Annotated in this window: 18 protein-coding genes and 1 riboswitch; of the genes, 13 read left to right on the top strand and 5 right to left on the bottom strand. The window is 69.5% G+C overall.

Annotated features, from left to right (window positions below; all coding sequences use genetic code 11):
• Positions 1-19 precede the first annotated feature (19 nt).
• On the bottom strand, positions 20-403 hold the full coding sequence (locus AB0K52_RS23605) for a hypothetical protein (RefSeq protein WP_363536265.1): 384 nt from the start codon (positions 401-403) through the stop codon (positions 20-22).
• Entirely contained in the window at positions 400-2,064 is a 1,665-nt protein-coding gene (locus AB0K52_RS23600; RefSeq protein WP_363536262.1) for a hypothetical protein, read from the bottom strand. Before AB0K52_RS23600 ends, AB0K52_RS23605 begins: the two co-directional genes overlap by 4 nt.
• A gap of 315 nt (positions 2,065-2,379) precedes the next feature.
• On the opposite strand from AB0K52_RS23600, the gene AB0K52_RS23595 reads away from it, so the two are divergent.
• The 4 genes from AB0K52_RS23595 to AB0K52_RS23580 all read left to right on the top strand — a co-directional run bounded on the left by AB0K52_RS23595 (position 2,380) and on the right by AB0K52_RS23580 (position 5,962).
• The gene (locus AB0K52_RS23595) at positions 2,380-2,697 is read left to right on the top strand and encodes a hypothetical protein (protein ID WP_363536259.1); all 318 of its coding nucleotides are present in this window, start codon (positions 2,380-2,382) and stop codon (positions 2,695-2,697) included.
• A gap of 9 nt (positions 2,698-2,706) precedes the next feature.
• Entirely contained in the window at positions 2,707-4,515 is a 1,809-nt protein-coding gene (locus AB0K52_RS23590; RefSeq protein ID WP_363536256.1) for an alpha/beta hydrolase, read from the top strand.
• An 8-nt stretch (positions 4,516-4,523) separates the two neighbouring features.
• Positions 4,524-5,198 (top strand): hypothetical protein, encoded by a 675-nt coding sequence (locus tag AB0K52_RS23585; protein WP_363536253.1) that lies wholly within the window; start codon positions 4,524-4,526, stop codon positions 5,196-5,198.
• 128 nt (positions 5,199-5,326) lie between these two features.
• Entirely contained in the window at positions 5,327-5,962 is a 636-nt protein-coding gene (locus tag AB0K52_RS23580; protein WP_363536250.1) for a hypothetical protein, read from the top strand.
• 82 nt (positions 5,963-6,044) lie between these two features.
• Here AB0K52_RS23580 and AB0K52_RS23575 read toward each other — a convergent pair whose 3' ends face one another.
• Positions 6,045-6,785, bottom strand: coding sequence for an SDR family NAD(P)-dependent oxidoreductase (locus AB0K52_RS23575; RefSeq protein WP_363536247.1), 741 nt, complete (start codon positions 6,783-6,785; stop codon positions 6,045-6,047).
• Between the two features lie 91 nt (positions 6,786-6,876).
• A riboswitch (cobalamin riboswitch) is annotated at positions 6,877-7,086 on the top strand.
• Positions 7,087-7,126: 40 nt separating this feature from the next.
• On the opposite strand from AB0K52_RS23575, the gene metE reads away from it, so the two are divergent.
• The 7 genes from metE to tsaD all read left to right on the top strand — a co-directional run bounded on the left by metE (position 7,127) and on the right by tsaD (position 14,622).
• Positions 7,127-9,370, top strand: coding sequence for a 5-methyltetrahydropteroyltriglutamate--homocysteine S-methyltransferase (metE, locus tag AB0K52_RS23570; protein ID WP_363536244.1), 2,244 nt, complete (start codon positions 7,127-7,129; stop codon positions 9,368-9,370).
• A gap of 77 nt (positions 9,371-9,447) precedes the next feature.
• A complete protein-coding gene (gene alr, locus AB0K52_RS23565) occupies positions 9,448-10,635 on the top strand; it encodes an alanine racemase (protein ID WP_363536241.1) in 1,188 nt (395 codons plus the stop codon).
• Between the two features lie 81 nt (positions 10,636-10,716).
• Complete coding sequence (locus AB0K52_RS23560; protein ID WP_363536238.1) at positions 10,717-11,919, top strand: alpha/beta hydrolase; 1,203 nt, start codon at positions 10,717-10,719, stop codon at positions 11,917-11,919.
• Between the two features lie 52 nt (positions 11,920-11,971).
• A complete protein-coding gene (gene tsaE / locus AB0K52_RS23555; RefSeq protein WP_363536235.1) occupies positions 11,972-12,448 on the top strand; it encodes a tRNA (adenosine(37)-N6)-threonylcarbamoyltransferase complex ATPase subunit type 1 TsaE in 477 nt (158 codons plus the stop codon).
• The gene (tsaB, locus tag AB0K52_RS23550) at positions 12,445-13,095 is read left to right on the top strand and encodes a tRNA (adenosine(37)-N6)-threonylcarbamoyltransferase complex dimerization subunit type 1 TsaB (RefSeq protein WP_363536233.1); all 651 of its coding nucleotides are present in this window, start codon (positions 12,445-12,447) and stop codon (positions 13,093-13,095) included. The genes tsaE and tsaB overlap by 4 nt, the downstream gene beginning before the upstream one ends.
• A 10-nt stretch (positions 13,096-13,105) precedes the next feature.
• Entirely contained in the window at positions 13,106-13,567 is a 462-nt protein-coding gene (rimI, locus tag AB0K52_RS23545) for a ribosomal protein S18-alanine N-acetyltransferase (protein WP_363536230.1), read from the top strand.
• The gene (tsaD, locus tag AB0K52_RS23540; protein ID WP_363536227.1) at positions 13,564-14,622 is read left to right on the top strand and encodes a tRNA (adenosine(37)-N6)-threonylcarbamoyltransferase complex transferase subunit TsaD; all 1,059 of its coding nucleotides are present in this window, start codon (positions 13,564-13,566) and stop codon (positions 14,620-14,622) included. The genes rimI and tsaD overlap by 4 nt, the downstream gene beginning before the upstream one ends.
• On the opposite strand, the gene AB0K52_RS23535 is transcribed toward tsaD, so the two are convergent.
• Entirely contained in the window at positions 14,524-15,030 is a 507-nt protein-coding gene (locus tag AB0K52_RS23535; protein WP_363536224.1) for a hypothetical protein, read from the bottom strand. The two genes, tsaD and AB0K52_RS23535, sit on opposite strands and share 99 nt — an antisense overlap.
• A gap of 59 nt (positions 15,031-15,089) precedes the next feature.
• Here AB0K52_RS23535 and AB0K52_RS23530 point away from each other — a divergent pair, with 59 nt between their 5' ends.
• A complete protein-coding gene (locus tag AB0K52_RS23530) occupies positions 15,090-15,680 on the top strand; it encodes a TetR/AcrR family transcriptional regulator (protein ID WP_363536221.1) in 591 nt (196 codons plus the stop codon).
• Here AB0K52_RS23530 and AB0K52_RS23525 read toward each other — a convergent pair.
• Positions 15,673-16,803 (bottom strand): Cmx/CmrA family chloramphenicol efflux MFS transporter, encoded by a 1,131-nt coding sequence (locus AB0K52_RS23525; RefSeq protein WP_363536218.1) that lies wholly within the window; start codon positions 16,801-16,803, stop codon positions 15,673-15,675. The two genes, AB0K52_RS23530 and AB0K52_RS23525, sit on opposite strands and share 8 nt — an antisense overlap.
• Positions 16,804-17,019: 216 nt before the next feature.
• On the opposite strand from AB0K52_RS23525, the gene AB0K52_RS23520 reads away from it, so the two are divergent.
• Complete coding sequence (locus tag AB0K52_RS23520; protein ID WP_363536215.1) at positions 17,020-17,610, top strand: DUF664 domain-containing protein; 591 nt, start codon at positions 17,020-17,022, stop codon at positions 17,608-17,610.
• Positions 17,611-18,167: the final 557 nt, after the last annotated feature.

The following is an 18,167-nucleotide window of genomic DNA, read 5'->3' as shown; positions in this document are numbered from 1 at the left end:
CACCCGGCATTTGGTTTCGTTAGTGGTTGCAGGACTTGGTGTTGGCGGTCCAGATTCGGGTGGCGGTTTCGGTGAGGGCTTGCTCGTTGGTGAGGGCCCATTCGGTGTGGGTGGGGTCGGAGATGATCAGGCGTGGGTTTGGTGTTTCGAGGTCGATGATGTGGCCGATGAGGTCCGGTCGGTTGTACTTGAAGGTCAGGCGGAAGCGGGTTTGGCCGAGGACCAGGGAGTACTGGACCTGGTGGTGGTCGATGGTTTCGGTGCCGAGGATGGGGAGTCCGGCGAGGTCGATCGGGAGGACCTGGTCGGGCGGGTCGGTGCGGCGGACGGGGAGCGGGATCGCATTGAGGGCCTTGATGTAGCGGGCTCTGATGCGGCGGGTGGTGTAGCGGTCGGGGATCATGCGGCACCGCCGAAGATCAGTGTCGTGCTGGTGTCGAAGGCGTGTTCCCATGCCGTCATGTAGGTGCTCGGTTGCGGGCGCGGTGAGGGGCGGGGCCTGTTCTGGCAGGGTTGGGTGCGCCAGTGCACGGTGCCTGGCGTGGACGGGCTGGTTCGGTTGGCGCTGTTGCGGACTGCTGCCGCGAGGTCGTGGTTGGTGCGGGTGGTGCGGTCGGCGATGGTCTTTCGGGCGGCGCGCGCGCCGCCGATGGCGGCGGCCATCGCCACGCCGGGCCGACGTGAAGCATCCGCCTCGACCGGTTGCGGCCTTGCAGCCGGTGATGCTGGGGTGTGGATTTCGTCTGCGGGCCAGGCTTTCTCCGCTCGCTCAGCCTCCTTCTCGCGCGCGTCAGGAACGTGTTGCATCGGGATCGGGTGCGTCGCAGCCGATCCGTGGGGATGCTGTTGCTGCTTGAGTGGTGCGGGCATGGGCACAAGCCCGATGGCGAACACCCACACCAGCCACCGCAGCATCCAGGCGGCGCGTTCGCGGAGGTAGGGCTTTTGGGGCGCGAAGTGCGCGGCGCGCAATTGGGCGGAGTTGGCGATGAAGCGGTCGAAGGCGTCTTCGCGGAGTTTCGAGAAGCGATGGGCTGGTGGGTCTTCGGGTTCCGTGTTGTCATTGGTCGGGATGTCGCAGGCGCCGCTGATCCAGCCCCAATCGCCCGTTGCGCGGGAGCTGCCCCAGCGCGGGTGCTCCCTGTCGGGCCAGAACCGGGGACGGCGCGGTTCCTCTTCGCGCGCTTCGGGTTCGTCGGGCTCGGAGGGGACCGGGCGACCGCGCAGGCCCCATGGCGGGGGCCGGTCGGCGCCACCGCGACGGCCTTGAGGCTCGTCCCGGTGGCCGGAGCCGCCTCGGCCTTGGGATTCGTCTCGGCGGTCGTGGTCATGGTCGTGACCGCCTCGGCGGTGGGCGCGGGTGGGGGCCGGTATCGGTTCGGGTTCGGGTTCGGGCCAGTCGGCGGTGCCGGGGAACCAGGCGTTCGCCGGTGGGATCCAGTCTTCGGCTGGCAGCGGGTCGGGGGTTTCGTCTCGGCGGTGGCGGCCGGTGCGTTCGTCCTTGTACCAGCCGGGTGAGCCGTAGGGGCCGGGGTCGAACGGGTCGTAGGGCCGGTTGGTGTCGATGATCCAGGTGTCGCCGGGCTTGTGGCGCAGGTGCATCGGCTCGTAGCGCGGGCTGCGCGGGTCCGAGTCCGGTGCTTCGAGATCGCAGCACGCGGGGTTGTGCTGGTACCGGTAGGCGCCGGGGCACATCGGATCCGGCTCGCCATCGGCGAGGAAGAGGCGGCGGCCCGCCCAGTCGTAGTAGCCGTCGCCTTCACCCTGTCCGGTGATCTCGCGCAGCGGCGCGCCCGGGCCGAGGTGATCGTGCCGGTAGAAGGCCTGTTGAAGGAGCACGCGCATGCGTGCCTGGTTCACGGTCGTCGTGAGTTGATGAGTTGCGCCATGCCTGTTTTGGCGTAGGGTGGACTCTGCCATGGGAGGCTCGCCTTCCTTGGATGAAAGGTGGGCCGCCGGATGTTTTTGCGGACAAGGGGCGGCCCACCGGCCATATTCAATTGGTTCTTCGACGTGCGATTCGCACGTGAGTTCAGGCTGACACAGCTTTTCGCGCAACTGCAAGCGCGACACACCTTCGCGTGCAAAAGCGTCTAGAAGCCCTCCGACACCCCACGATCATCAACGGTGCCTTGGTGTACCCCACGCAGGGCAGCGGTCCGCTACCCTGGGTTGCGGCTCTTGAACATTCCCGGCATATCCCCTCGGAGGACCCCATCCGAACCCCAGCACACCCTCGATCCCGCGCGACCCAAAGCGCCCCAGCACAAACACGCGATCTCGTCCCGCTTCCCCAGGCCTTCGGTTCACTGGAGGTGTCCAGTGGCCGGAGCTGATGTCTTCGCCATGGAGCCCGACCAAGTCCACCAAGCGGTGGAGGTGCTGTTCGGCATCGAGGCGGAGGTCGACACGATCACCAGCGGGATTCGCACCGAAACCGAAGGCATCGCTTCGACGCTCTCCTCCGCGAATTGCGCAATCGGCGACGCCCTCAAGACCGCCTCGGACTTCTGGTGTGTGCAACGCGTTATCGGCTTCACCGGCCTCGTCGGCAATCTCGGTGAGTACCTGGCCGTTTGCGCCGAAGAGGCCGTCGAGATCGACGACTACAACGCCCACGATTTCGCGACCCTTGCCGACCTCGATCGGTACCCCGGCCGAGCCGCCGAGAACGCTTCGGCACGACCGGACTGGTAGGGGCCGACAATGAGCGAAATGCACTGGAAGGACCTCAAGGAGACGGACTTCAGCGCGCTCAAGACGCTGGCCGACCTGTGGGGCACCTACATCAACGACATGACGGCGCAGTCCGAAACCATCTCCGAGGACGTGGTGAACAAGCACCTCAGCGTCGACAACTACGAATCCGAGACCGCCGACGATGTACGCCACCAGGCGGAACTGCTCGCCGACTCGCTTCAGGATGACCTCCACGAGTACGCGATGGTCAAGATCAAGGCGACCCTCGAAGACGCTCACGACGAACTCGTCGCATGCCAGGCTCAGCTGTTCGAGCTCATCGATACGGTCACCGGCTCGTACCGTTTCGAAGGCGGGGCCGATGATCCGTACGTGGTCATTTCTGATGGTCACAGGGAGCGGATCAGTAATCTTGATCCGGATTCAGACGTCATGGCGCGCGTCGGCGTCACCGAGACGATGCTCAGCGGCGATCCGATCTATGTCCAGGGGCTGCTCCTCGACGGCGCCCAGCAGATCGCGGACGAGTACGGAAGTGTGCTCCAAGCCATCATGACTCGTGCCCATAATTCCGACGACCAAGCCGCCGCAATCCTGAAATCGATCGTCGACACCCCGGCCGAGCAGCCCCCACCACTCGGTGCGACCTACGACGACCTCATCGACGACTACGAGACCGCCGATGCCGAACGCAACCGCGATTTCCTCCATGAGCTCGCTTCTGGAGAGTCCGAGGCCACTGCAAATGGCGTCAACGACTGGTGGACCTCCTTGGCCGAAGAAGAGCGCGCGGCGCTGATCGAGTCGCATCCAGATCTCGTCGGTGGCCTCGACGGCATCCCCTCGGGAACTCGCGACGGTGTCAACCGCGACCTCCTCGAGGCGGAGATCCCCGCACTGGAGAACCAGATTGCAAATCTGGAGACCCAGATCGATCACATGGAAGCCGGCGGCTCTCCTTACGGTGCTTACGATGGCAAGGATCTTTCGGAGCTCCAAGCCGAGCTCTCGGAGGCCCAAGGCCGGCTGGCCAACGCAGAGGCATTGCAAACCGCTCTGGCCAACGGATCGCAATCAGGAGCGCCGCTGCTCTTGATCGACTACGACAGCGGCGAAGACGGCAAGGCCGTGGTCTCGATCGGAAACCCCGACACCGCTAGCCACAACGCGGTCTATGTACCGGGGACCACTGCGGACATGCAAGGCGTCGATGGCCTGATCGCAGACGCGGGCGTCATGCAATTCGACGCAGATAAGGCGGGTAACGGCGAGACGGCCGTAACGATGTGGCTGGACTACGACGCTCCAGATGGCGCCTACCCCGGGCACAGCGGCGATATCAGTCCCGAGGCATGGGAAACCGATCAGGCTGAGGAGGCAAGAAGCAGCCTCAACTCTTACCTCGACGGTCTCACCGCAACGCATGACGGCGAACCGCACACCACCGTGCTCGGCCACTCGTACGGCAGTTCAGTGGTCGGAGCCACCGCAGCCGAATACCAAGTCGAAGCAGACCAGATCATCGACTTTGCCAGCCCCGGACTCATGGTCGACACCGCCGACGAACTCAGCGTCGGCGGCGACAACGTTTACTCCAGCCGAGCCGACCACGACGTCATCAACGCCGCCGTCAGCACTGGTGCCCTCGGCGCCGATCCGACAGGAGAGTTTTACGGCGGCAACACTTTCGAGTCCGATGCCATCGGCAGCGGCCCGATCGACATTCACAGCGGCTATCTGAGGGAAGACGCAGAAGGAAACCCGAACCAGGCTCGAGACACGATGGCCCAGATCATTACTGGGCAGCAGGGATGATCGCCCGTATGCGCTACCGAATCTCCATCTTGCTCGCAGCTCTCACCTTGGTCCTCGGAGGATGCTCGATGTTCCAAGACCCGCCGCCCGCCCGCGAATTCGACGAGGCCGAGGCCTATCCGCTCATGGAGCAGATCGTGCTCGACACCATCGCCGAACTCCCCGACTTTCCAGGATTCGAAAAGCGGGTCTACCTTCGCCCGCAAGATTGCGCCGAATCACTCGGTGAGCAGTACGAGGGCTGGGTCGCCCTCGAAATCAGCTACACGTTCAGTGACGAGAATTCCGCACTGCCACGGGTCCAGACCGGCTACACACCGATCCTCCGGGAGCAGTGGGAGGCGGCCGGATACGACATCCACCGCGACAACATCGACCCCGAGACCGGACATGGATCGCTGGAGGCGGAACGGCCCGATGGGATCAATCTGTGGTGGTGGGTCATGGACGGGGTCTCCCTGACGGTCCAGACCGGTTGCGTACCGAAGACTCCCGATTTCGACAATCCTGATTACATCCCCCCGGCAGGCGGCGTGCTCCCGGAGAACGACGCGGCCGCGCAGAACCGTATGAACCCGCCGGAGGAGGCCACCGACGAGGCCACCGACCCGTTCGCGACCGCCCGGCCCGCCTCCGCACCGGTGCCCTTCGATTCGCCCGAGAACTACGACGGCCTGATCTGAATGCAGATAACGAACAGGCCGTTCATCTCTGCGGCACACTTTCCAAGACCGACGCAATGGGTCGAATGAAACGCCATTTGGAAGCCGCTCCAACCACCATCTTCCTCACCCTCGGAGGATGCACGTCCATGCCTGAAGAAGTCACGCTGCCAGAACGCGAGTTCAACAACGACGAGGTGTATCCGCTCATGGAGCAGCTCGTCGCCGAGGCGGTCGAAGTCCTACTCGACTTCCCGGGCTTCGTAGAGCGCAGAGGCCTCTTCCACGAGTGCACAGACGAGAGGGACAACCCCATCGACGGATGGGGGAGCATCGAACTCAAATACGCCTTCAGCGACTCCGCCTCGTTGACGGAGCAGGTCCGCCAGGAGTACACGGACATACTCCGTGATGCCTGGACCGAGGCCGGTTACGAGATCTCGTGGGACGAGGCCTCGCCAGATGGTTCGCAGTACAACCTCGAAGCGTCCCGATCCGATGGCATCGTGCTCTGGTGGAGGGTCTTGGGAAGGACGAGCCTGACTATCCAAAGCGGTTGTGTGCCGCTCGCTGGTGACGATGTGCATCCCGATACGTATATCCCGCCCATCGGTGGAGTTCTGCCGGAGAACGATCCCTTCGGAAACGCCATCGACCTGGAGGTCTACAACACTGAAACGCCAAGCGGCCAATCGACTGATGCGGCCGTGAATCCCTTCAGCGATGGAGCGGTGGTTGCGTACAGCGCGCCGCTCGACTCGAATCCGTTCACTGGCGAGCTCTGAGATACGCCGCAGACCTCACTTGCTCGACTCTGCGATGAGAACGGCCCGGCGAAAGCCCGCCGGGCCGATTTGTTTGCGCTGCTTATTGGTTGCGGCGGTGGACTTGTTGGGCTCCGATCTGGTCTCGGGGCATGATGGTGATCTGGTCGACGTTCACGTGGGCGGGGCGGGTGGCGACCCAGGCGATCGTCTCGGCGATGTCGTCGGCGGTCAGGGGGGTCATGCCGGCGTAGACGGCGTCGGCCCGCTCTCTGTCGCCGTCGAAGCGGACCAGGCTGAACTCGGTTTCGACCATGCCGGGGTCGATCTCGCAGACGCGCACGGGCTGGCCGACGAGTTCGAGGCGGAGCACTCGGGTCACGGCCGCTTCGGCGTGTTTGGCCGCGTTGTAGCCGCCGCCGCCCGGGTAGGGCTGGCGGGCCGCGATCGAGCCGATCACGACGACTTGGCCGTTGCCGGAGGCGACGAGTTTCGGCAAGAGCGCCTTGGTGACCCGGATGGTGCCGAGGACGTTGACGTCGTACATCTGCTGCCAGAGGTCGAGGTCGGCCGTGGCGATGGAGTCGAGGCCGAGGGCGCCGCCCGCGTTGTTGACCAGGAGGTCGCAGCGGCTGATGACGGCGGCGAAGGCGGCGACCGAGTCCTCGTCGGTGACGTCCAGGGGCAGTGCGGTCCCGCCGCACTCGGCGGCGACCTCGGCGAGGCGGTCGGTGCGGCGGGCGCCGAGGATGACGTCGAACCCGGCTTTGGCGAGGGCTTTGGCGGCGGCGGCCCCGATGCCGCTGCTGGCTCCCGTGACTACTGCTACAGGTTTGGTGCTCATGGGCCCCGAGCCTACCCATTCGACGACATTTCCGATCTGCGCTCGTCCCACTCTGCGGCCTTGTGCCGGATGCGGACCCGCAGCCGGCCGTACCATCGGTTCCGACGCTGGTTCCGGCGCGGTGCACTTGCCGCTCCGGCTAAGAGGGAATCTGGTGCGAATCCAGGACTGCCCCGCAGCGGTGAGAGGGAACGAAACCCGCCATGAGCACTGGGCCCGGAACCTGGGAAGCGGCGGGAAATAGGAGCCGGAGACGGCACGCCCTCGAGTCCGAATACCTGCCCGCGTACCGCGCGCGACCGCGCGCGGTCCCGTTGTCGCAAGTTCGAGGGAACTGACACATGAACACGACTACCAGCGTGCCCGCGAAACCGCAGGCCACCGCACTCGGATACCCGCGCATCGGCCCGAACCGCGAGCTCAAGCGCGCGCTCGAGGCCCACTGGTCCGGCCGGCTCGACGCCGCCGGCCTGGAGGCCGCCGCGGCGGCCGTCCGCTCCGGGATGCTCGACGACCTCTCGGTGCTCGACACGGTTCCGACCGGCACCTTCTCCTACTACGACCACGTGCTCGACACGATCTGCGCCGTCGACGCGCTCCCGCCTCGCCACCGGCGCGACAGCGAGCTCGCCTCGTACTTCGCCGCCGCTCGCGGGGACGACGCGGCCGTGCCGCTCGAGATGACCAAGTGGTTCGACACGAACTACCACTATCTGGTGCCGGAGATCGGGCCGAAGACCGCGTTCGCGGCCAAGCCCGCCAAGGCCGTCGCCGAGTTCATCGAGGCCAAGGAACGCGGCCTGGACGCCCGCCCGGTGCTGCTCGGTCCCGTCTCATTCCTCCTGCTCGCCAAGCCGAGCGAGGACGCGCCCGAGGGATTCGCGCCGCTCGACCGGCTCGAGGAGCTGGTCGAGGTCTACGTTGCACTGCTTGGCGCGCTTCACGATGCTGGAGCTGGGCTGATTCAGATCGATGAGCCTGCGCTCTGCGCCGACCGCACTGAAGCGGAGCTCGCAGCTACCGCTGCGGCGTACCGGCGACTCGTCGCCGAAGCCGAGATCGTCGTCGCGGGTGGCTATGGACCGTTCGGCGAGGCGCTACCGGTGCTCCTGGAGGCCGGCGTCGAGGGCATCGCCCTGGACCTCGTGCGGGGCCGAAGTGACCTCGATGCACTTGAGGCACTGGATGTTTCACGTGAAACATTTTTCCTCGCCGGTGTCGTCGACGGCCGCAACATCTGGCGCGCCGATCTCGCCAAAGGGGCGGCCGATCTCGCACGGCTGCAGGCGATCAGCGATCGCGTCGGGGTGTCCTCGTCGTCCTCGCTGCTGCACGTCCCCGTCGACCTCTCGCCTGAGACCGAGCTTCCCGAGGGGTTGTTCGAGCGGCTTGCTTTCGCCCGTCAGAAGCTCGCCGAGATCACGGCCATCGCTGATCCGGCCGGATCCCGTGAGACCCGGCCCTCGACGCCCGCCGCATGGCGCGACGAGGCCGTGCGCGAGCGGCTTTCGGCGCTCGGCGCGGACGCCGACCGGCGGCTGCCTTACGCCGAACGGCAAGCGGCCCAGGCCGAGCGCGTGCCGCTCCCGCCGCTGCCGACGACCACCATCGGGTCGTTCCCGCAGACCGCCGAGCTGCGCAACGCCCGCGCCGCGCACCGGCGCGGGCTCATGATCGACGCCGATTACAAGGCCCGCATGAAGGCCGAGGTCGCCGCCGTCATCGCCGAGCAGGAGAAGCTCGGACTCGATGTGCTGGTGCACGGCGAGCCGGAACGCAACGACATGGTCCAGTACTTCGCGGAGCAGCTCACCGGGTTCGCCACGACCGCCGCGGGCTGGGTCCAGTCGTACGGTTCGCGCTGCGTGCGCCCCCCGATTCTGTTCGCCGACGTGGCGCGGCAGGCCCCGATGACCGTCGAGTGGACCTCGTACGCGCAGTCGCTCACCGAGAAGCCGGTGAAGGGCATGCTGACCGGCCCGGTCACCATCCTGGCCTGGTCGTTCGTGCGCGACGACCAACCGCTCGCCGACACCGCCGACCAGGTCGCCCTCGCACTGCGCGACGAGGTCGCCGACCTCGAAGCGGCCGGGACCGCGATCATCCAGGTCGACGAGCCCGCCCTGCGCGAACTGCTGCCCGTGCGGGCGGCTTCCCGTGCGGCGTACCGGGACTGGGCCACCCGCTCGTTCCGCATCGCCACCGCGGGAGTGCGCCCGGAGACCTCGATCCACACGCACCTCTGCTACTCCGAGTTCGGCGAGGTCATCGACGCGATCGCGGCCCTGGACGCCGACGTCACCTCGATCGAGGCGTCCCGTTCGAAGATGGAGGTCCTGGCCGACCTCGACCGCGCGAACTACCGCAGCGCCGTCGGCCCCGGCGTGTGGGACATCCACTCGCCGCGCGTCCCGGCCGCCGAGGACATGGCCGAGGCGCTGCGCCTCGCCGTGGCCGCGCTCGGCCCCGAGCGGGTGTGGGCGAACCCCGACTGCGGGCTGAAGACCCGCCGCTATGAGGAGGTGCGCCCGTCCCTGGAGGGACTGGTGGCCGCCGCGCGGACGGTCCGCGAACAGCTCGCCTGAGGTGAGGAGGTGCGTGCCCGCGGACGCGGCTTCGGCGCTGTCCGGGGTCGCGGCGGCGGGCACGTACCCTTGCATATGTGGCGATCGACAACTACCGCGTCCTGAGCGAGCCTGAATTCGGCACTATGTCCGGTCTGGCGAAGGCCAGCGCCGACTGGCGGCGCCTCGCGCACAACGTCGAGGCGCTCGCGGCCCTGGCCGGGGTGCCGATGATGGCGATGGTGAAGGCCGACGGATACGGGCACGGCATGGTCCCGACCGCGCGCGTCGCGGTCGAGGCCGGGTGCGCGGCGCTCGGCGTGGTGACCCTCCGGGAGGCGTGGCGGCTCAAGCGCCTGCCCGACCTGACCGACACCACCGTGATGGCGTTCTTCTTCTCCCCGGACCAGCCCGGACTCGCCGAGGTGATCGGCGAGGGCATCGAACTCGGAGTCTCCTCGATGCCGCAGCTCGACGCCGTCGCCGCGGCGGCCGAGAAGGCCGGCCGGCCCGCGCGGATCCATGTCAAGGGCGACACGGGGATGTCGCGCGGCGGCGTCGCGGAGCCCGAGTGGGCGTTCGTGGCGGAGGCCGCCGCGAAGCACCAGGCCGCAGGTTCGCTGACCGTGGTGGGCGCGTGGAGCCACCTGGCGTGCGCCGACGAGATCGGGCACCCGGCGAACACCGACCAGAAGGCCGCGTTCGAGCGGTTCCTGGAGACCGTGGCCGCGTCGGGCCTGGAGCCCGAGGTGCGGCACCTGGCGAACTCGGCCGCGCTCATCTCGGACCCGGAGACCCGCTACGACATGGTGCGACCGGGCATCGCGCTCTACGGCTACAACCCGGTGCCGCAGTTCGACGTCGACCTGCAGCCGGTGATCGAGATCCGGTCGGTGGTGATGTCGGTGAAACGGCTCCCAGCGGGTACAGGGATCTCGTACGGGCACACCGTGCACCTGGAACGGGACGCGAACGTGGCGCTCGTGCCGCTCGGCTACGCCGACGGCGTGCCGCGCGCCGCCTCCGGCAAGGCCGAGGTGTACCTGGCGGGCAAGCGCCGCCGGGTGCTCGGCCGGATCTGCATGGACCAGTTCATGGTCGACTGCGGGGACGACGCCGTGAAGCCGGGCGAGCCGGTGATCCTCATCGGCGCGGGCGAGCAGCACCCGGACGCGGACGACTGGTCCGCGTGGGCCGGGACGATCCCGAACGACGTGCTGACGGGGATCGGTTCGCGGGTGCCGCGGTTGTGGAACCGGGGCGTGGTTCCGCCCGACGGCGCCTGAGGACCGCGCGCCGCGTCTGCCGCACTGCGGCGGCGTCGCGGCCCGGGACTTGGTGTTCATTCGAGAGCATTGCGAGGCCGCATGAGTGAGAAGCAGTCCCGCCGCAGGCGGGGTCTGGCGATCGCGGGCGGGGTCACCGGCGGCGTGGCCGTCGGGGCCGCGCTGGCGTGGGGGGTGCCGCGGTACCTGGCGCGGCGCACGCGCGCGGCGTCGAGCGACCCGTACGCGCACGAGCCGTTCGAGCTGCCGCCGCAGCGGTCGGTGTTCACGGTGGAGTCGAGCGACGGCGTGCCGATCCATGTGGAGACGGCGGGTCCGGAGGACGCGGACCTGACGGTGGTGTTCGTGCACGGCTACATGCAGGACATGGCGACGTTCTACTTCCAGCGCAAGGCGGTCGCCGAGGCCGACCGGGCCGGGGTGTCGCTGCGGGCGGTCCTGTACGACCAGCCGGGGCACGGCCGCTCCGGCCCGCTGCCCCGCACGGAGTACGGGATCGAGGACCTGGCGGGGGTCCTGAACGACGTGCTCGCCGCGGTGGCACCGAGGGGGCCGCTGGTGCTGGTCGGGCATTCCATGGGCGGCATGACGATCCAGGTGTACGCGCGCCTCTACGAGCAGGACTTCCGCGAGCGTGTGAAGGGCGTGGCGTTCTTCTCGAGCAGCATGGCGGGGCTCGACACGGTCGAGACGAAGCCGATGCGGGCGCTGCGGCGGCTGCGTCGCACGGTGCTGCCGATGCTGCAGCAGGTGGCGGGCTGGACGCCGGACCTGATCGAGCGGTCGCGGCTGCTCGCGGGGGACCTGGGGTGGCTGTTGACGCGCCGGGCCGCGTTCGGGCACATCGATCCGCCTGCGTCCCTGGTCACGCTGGTGGAGCGGATGAACCGGCGGACGTCGATGCAGAGCATCGTCGGTTATGCGCGAGCTATCCTCGACCACGACGAGACGGCGACGATGCCGCTGTTCACGGGGCTTCCGGCGCTGGTGGTCGTCGGTGACGAGGACCTGCTGACGCCGCCGGAGCACTCGCGGCGGCTGGCGGCGGCGCTCGGCGGGTCGCGATTCGCGCTCATAGCCGAGGCGGCTCACTCACCGCAGCTGGAGTACCCTGGTGAGATCTCACAACTGTTGTTGGAGATGATCGACAAAGTCGTGGCTGAGATCGGCAATGGTTCCGCCATGTCCGCTGGCGCTGCGGTGACGCAGCCTGAGCGGGAACCCGAGCGGCACCGCAGGTGGTCGCCGTTCTCCCGCCACCACGGACCTCGTCTCGAACCTTGACCGGGTCCCGCGGCGACCGGCCGCGGCCCATACGCACTTGGAGGAGTGAAACGTGAGGCTCCAGCTCCAGACGCCCGGAGACACCCACGATTTCGGACGGCGCCTGGCCGCCGTCCTTCGCGCGGGCGACCTCGTGATCCTCACCGGCCCGCTCGGGGCCGGCAAGACCGCCCTCACGCAGGGCATCGGCGCCGGGCTCGGCGTCGAGGGCCGGATCACCAGCCCCACGTTCGTGATCGCCCGCTCGCACCGCGCGGGCGAGGCAGGGGTGCCGCTCGTGCATGTCGACGCGTACCGCCTGGAGACCCTCGACGAGCTCGACGACCTCGACCTGGACACCGACGTGGACACGGCCGTGACGGTCGTCGAATGGGGCGCCGGCCTGGCCGAGCGGCTCGCGGAGTCGCACCTGGAGATCGCGATCGAGCGGCGGGCCGACGAGGTCCGCGAGGTCGTGCTGCACGGCCGCGGCGGCGACTGGGCCGACCGCCTCGCCTCGCTCGAGCTCCCGGTGGGTGCGGCCGCATGAGGGTCCTCGCCATCGACACGTCAACGGCCGCAGTGCAGGCCGCGCTCGTCGACCTCGACGACGACGAGCTGTTCCTGACCTCGTTCCGCCGCGAGGTGGACGCGCGCGGGCATGTGGAGAAGCTGGCGCCGTTCATCGAAGGCTGCCTGGCCGACGCGGGCCGCACCGTCAAGGACGTGGACGCGGTCGTCGCGGGCGTCGGCCCGGGGCCGTTCACGGGCCTGCGCGTGGGCATGGTCACGGCCGCGGCGTTCGCCGACGGCGCGGGCATCCCCGTTTACGGCGTCTGCTCGCTCGACGGCATCGGCGCCAACACGCGGGGCCGCGCGCTCGCGGCGACGGACGCGCGCCGCAAGGAGATCTACTGGGCCGTCTACGAAGACGGCGTGCGCGAAGGCGAACCGCAGGTCGGCAAGGCCTCGGAGCTGCCCGAGACCGGCGCGGACTACGCGATCGGCGAGGGCGCGAGCAAGTACGCCGACGAGCTGCCGATGGAGGCCGAGGCCACTCCGGTCTACCCGGACCTGGTGAAGCTCGTCGAGCTCGCGGGACCACGGCTGCTCGCGGGCGCCCCGTCCGAGCAGCTCACCCCGCTGTACCTGCGCCGCCCGGACGCGCAGCCCGCCGAGGCCGCGCCGAAGGCCTAGCCTTTCGCGCGTGGTACAGCTTGATGTGATGAACGACTTGCGGATCGACCGGCTGCGCTGGTGGCACCTGCCCGCCGTCGCCGAGATGGAGACCGCGATCTTCGGGCCCGAGGCCTGGAGCGAGGGCCTGCTGTGGACCGAGCTCTCGGCCGGGAACGACTACCGCGCGGTCTTCGACGGCGAGCGCATCCTCGGCTACGCGGGCACCGCTTTGAGCGGCGATGAGATGTGGCTCAACAACATCGCCGTCGCGGCGGACGCCCGCCGCCGAGGGGTGGCGCGGATGCTCATGGACGACCTGCTCGCCCGGGCGCGGGCGCGCGGCGTGAAGTCGGTGTACCTGGAGGTGGCGGTGGACAACGTCCCGGCCCAGCGCCTTTACGACGGGTACGGTTTCGTGGGGCTCGGCGTGCGCAAGAACTACTACCAGCACACCGGCACCGATGCGGCAGTGATGAGGATGGAATTGTGAAGAGCAACCCTGTGGTGATGGGCATCGAGACCTCGTGCGACGAGACCGGTGTCGGGATCGTGCGCGGCCACGAGCTGCTGGCCGACGCCGTCGCGTCCTCGGTCGACGAGCACGCCCGCTTCGGCGGGGTCGTGCCCGAGGTCGCCAGCCGCGCGCACCTGGAGGCCATGGTGCCGACCGTGCAGCGCGCCCTGGACGACGCCGGGCTCACCCTCGCCGACCTCGACGGCATCGCCGTCACCGCCGGTCCCGGCCTGGCCGGGGCGCTGATGGTCGGTGTGGGCGCGGCGAAGGCGTACTCGCTCGCCACGGGCGTCCCGCTGTACGGCGTCAACCACTTGAGCGCGCACATCGCCGTCGACACGCTCGAGAACGGCCCTATTCCGGAGCCCGCGATCGGCCTGCTCGTCTCGGGCGGCCACTCCTCGATCATGATGGTCGAGGACCTGGCCGGGAAGGTCACCCAGCTCGGCGCCAGCATCGACGACGCCGCGGGCGAGGCCTTCGACAAGGTCGCGCGCCTGCTCGGCCTGCCCTTCCCGGGCGGCCCGTACATCGACAAGGCCGCCAAGGAGGGCGACCGCGCGTTCGTGCGCTTCCCGCGCGGCCTCACCGCCGCGAAGGACATGGAGAAGCACCGCTACGACTTCTCGTTCTCCGGCTTGAAGACCGCCGTCGCCCGCTGGATCGAGGCGCAGCGCGCCGAAGGCAACAACGTGCCCGTCAACGACGTGGCCGCCGCGTTCCAGGAGGCCGTCTGCGACGTCCTGACCCAGAAGGCCATCCTCGCCGCGAAAGAGCACGGCGTCGGCACGATCCTCCTCGGCGGCGGCGTGGCCGCGAACTCGCGTCTGCGCACCCTCGCGGTCGAGCGCGCCGAGGACGCCGGGATCACGCTGCGCTACCCGCGCCCGAAGCTGTGCACCGACAACGGCGCGATGGTCGCCGCCCTCGGCTCACACCTCGTCTCGGCCGGCGTGGCCCCCTCGGTGATCGACTTCCCCGCGAACTCGTCCATGGACGTCGAAGTGGTGAGCCTCGCCAACCGCCTGTAAGACGGCTTGGGCCGCAACGGGTGCCGCCGCGTTCCTAGCGGCGCGGCGGACGCCGGCGAGGTAGAGGACCGAGGCGACGACGGCGAGGATCCACGGCGAGAGCACGAGGATCACCGTGTTGGCGGCCGCCCAGACGAGGACGGTCCAGCCGAGGAAGGCGGGCGGGGTGAGGCCGCGGCGCTGCATCCACAGGACGGTGAGCCCGAAGGCGAGGAGCGGGACGCCGAAGCCGCCGATGCCGAGCCAGTAGCCGGACATGGCGGGGCTCATGTCGAGGATGCCCTCGTCGGGCGTCCAGAGACCGCCGCTGAACCAGGCTGCGGCGTGCTCGGGGGCGACGAGGGCGAGGCTGAGCACGGTGTGCCCGATGCCGAGGAAGACGAAGATCCGACCGGACCATTTGACCATGACGACCCCTAATTACGGAACTGCTAGTTTCAATACTCTTGGTTCCGTATCCTAGGGCCATGCCGGATGCGAAGCAACCCGTGGGCCGCCCCCGCGACAGCCAGATCGATCACGCCATCGCCGCCGCGACGCGGGCGATCCTGGCCGAGCGCGGGTACGCCAGACTCACCGTGGACGCGGTGGCGGCGCGGGCGGGGATCGGGAAGGCCGCGATCTACCGGCGGTTCGCGACCAAGCAGGAGATGATCTTCGCGGCCACCGTCCACGACATGGAGGAGCAGCCGCCGCCCGACTCGGGTTCGCTGCGCGGCGATCTGGAGGCGATCGGGGAGGTCATCGCGTCGCAGCTGTCGACCGCGCCTCCCGATGTGCTGCACGGGCTCCTGGCCGACATCCACGGCGACGCGAAGCTCGGGGCGCGGTTCACCGGGACGTTCATCGAGCGGGAGCGGTTCGTGATCGACACGGTGCTGACGCGCGCGGTCGAGCGCGGCGAGCTGGCGGCGGCGCCCGACGCCGCGATCGTGCACGCCCTGCTGCTGGGGCCGATCTTCTACTGGCTCCTGATCCTCATCGGCGACCGCACCAAGCTGGACGAGCTGGTGCGGACCACGGCCGGCGCGGTCGCCGAGACCCTGCGGGCTAGCTGAAGACGCGGCGGTTCGCCGCCGCGAGCAGCAGGGCGGCCGCGACGAGGACCGCGGCGACCCCGAGCGGCCCCGCGGGGTCCGCCAGTGCGAGCCCGGCGAGGACCGGACCTGCGGCGGCGCCGACGTTCAGTGCGGCAGTGGCGTAGGAGCCGGCCATGGAGGGCGCGTCGGCGGCTTCGTAGAGGACGCGCGCGATGAGGGTGCTGCCGACCGCGAACGCCAACGCGCCCTGTGCGAAAGCCAGCGTGAACAGCAGGGCCGGGTGGGCGGCCCACAGCGCGAGGGCGCACCAGCCGAGCAGGAGCGGCGGCCCGGCGGCCGCGATCACCAGGCCGGGCCTGCGGTCGGAGAAGCGACCGGCGATCGTCACGCCGGTGAACGAACCCGCGCCGAAGAGGACCAGAACGACCGGTACCCACAGGTCGCCGAGGCCGGCGACCTGGGTGACGACCGGCGCGATGTACGTGAACGCGCCGAAGGTCGCACCGTTCACCAACGCGCCCAAGGCCATCACCAGGATGAGCCGGGGCCGGCGAAGGACGGCGAGCTCGGTCCGCAGTCGCGTCCCGCGCGCCGCGCGGGTGTCGGGCAGGCCCCGGAGGACGCCGAGGGCGGCGGGCAGGCACAGGACCGCGACGGCCCAGAATGTGGCCCGCCAGTCGAGGAGCGCGCCGAGCAGCGCCCCGCCCGGGACGCCGGCGACTGTGGCGATCGTGGTGCCTCCCAAGAGGACCGCGAGGGCGCGGCCTTTCCGGTCGGGCGCGACCAGGGCGGCCGTGGCGGTGAGGGCGACCGCGAGGAACCCGGCGTTGGCGAACGCGGCGAGGACGCGGGTCGCGAGCAGGACCGCGAAGGTCTCGGTGACCGCGCCGATCACGTGCGCGGCGAGGAAGAGGCCGAGGAACGCGAGAAGGCTCGCGCGCGGCGGCCAGCGGCGGGCGAGGGCCGCGAACAGCGGTGCGCCGACGACCATGCCGATCGCGAAACCGGAGGTGAGCAGGCCCGCGGTGGCGGCGGTGACGCCGAGGTCGGCGGCGAGGTCCGGCAGGAGGCCGGCGAGCATGAATTCGGAGGTGCCCATGGCGAACACGGCCAGGGCGAGCAGGTAGACGGGAAGCGGCATCGGGTGACTCCGTGGTGTCGAGCGTGCAGTGGGTACGTCTCGTCACCGCGGCCAGCGGCCCCGGGTGCGCCTGGTGGCTCAGGGGGCTGGCGGGTGACCGGCAGCCCCTGCCGTGTCCGATTCCGGATTCACCATGCCCCGGACCTTAGGCGCGCGGGCCGGGCGGCGCAAACGCATTTGCCGCGGGGTGTCGGCGGGCCGGTCTACGGTGGCGGCATGGCTGAGAACGACTTCTGGTGGGAGCCGCCGCTGGCGGGGACCGAGGAGGCGCACCTGCTGGGCGCGCTGGACCGGCTGCGGGTGACGTTCCGCTGGAAAGCGGACGATCTGGACTCTGCGGGGTTGAACGCGCGCATCGGGGCATCGGCGCTGACGCTCGGGGGGCTACTGAAGCACCTTGCGCGCGTTGAGGACGTGACGTTCAACTGGAAGCTGCGCGGGCGCGCGCCGGGCCCGGACTGGGACGAGAGCCTGCTCGACGACACTGTTAAGAATGGCGCTGTCGAGTGGGAGTTCGCGTCGGCGGCCGAGGACTCCCCGGAGTTCCTCTACGACCTGTGGGACGGGGCGGTCGCGCGCTCCCGCGAGCGGCTCGCGGCGATCCTCGAGGAGGGCGGGCTCGACCAGCCCGCGCACCTCGAGTGGCCGGGCCAGGGGCACCTGAGCGTGCGCCGGGTCGTGTTCGACCTGGTGGAGGAGTACGGGCGACACACCGGCCACGCCGACCTGCTGCGCGAGGCCGTCGACGGCAGGGTGGGCGAGGACCCGCCCGCGGGCTGGCGGCCGGTGAGCGGATCGGGCGCCTAGGAGCATGCCCGGGGCAGCGTGCCGCGCGGGCGCGTGGGCGGCGGCCCTCCCGGCGCGGCTTCAATGCGCGCGTGCCCAGACGGCGATCGAAATTCACGTACGGGGCATGGCGTAGGCCTCGCTGCCGGGTGCTCCACTGTGCCCGCTGCCCGCGGCCAGACGGCGATCGGAAGTGCGACGCGAGGCATGGCGATAGCCCCAGAGGGGCTACGCCCGCCCCCGGACGGCGAGCGGACGTGCGGCACAGGGCATGGCGTCAGCCCAGCCTCGGGGCTGTGCCCCGGACGGCGAGCGGACGTGCGGCACAGGGCATGGCGTCAGCCCAGCCTCGGGGCTGTGCCCCGGACGGCGAGCGGTCGTGCCGCACAGGGCGTGGCGTTCAGCCCCGCCTCGAGACTCTGCCCCGCACGGCGAGCGGACGTGCCGCACAGGGCATGGCGTCAACCCCGCCCCGCGGCTCTGCCCCGCACGGCGAGCGGACGTGCCGCACAGGGCATGGCGTCAACCCCGCCCCGCGGCTCTGCTCCGGACGGCGAGCGGACGTGCCGCACAGGGCA

Origin of the sequence: Glycomyces sp. NPDC049804, from assembly GCF_040674615.1 — a bacterium.
GTDB lineage: Bacteria > Actinomycetota > Actinomycetes > Mycobacteriales > Micromonosporaceae > Glycomyces > Glycomyces niveus.
This window is presented reverse-complemented; position numbering and strand designations above follow the sequence as displayed.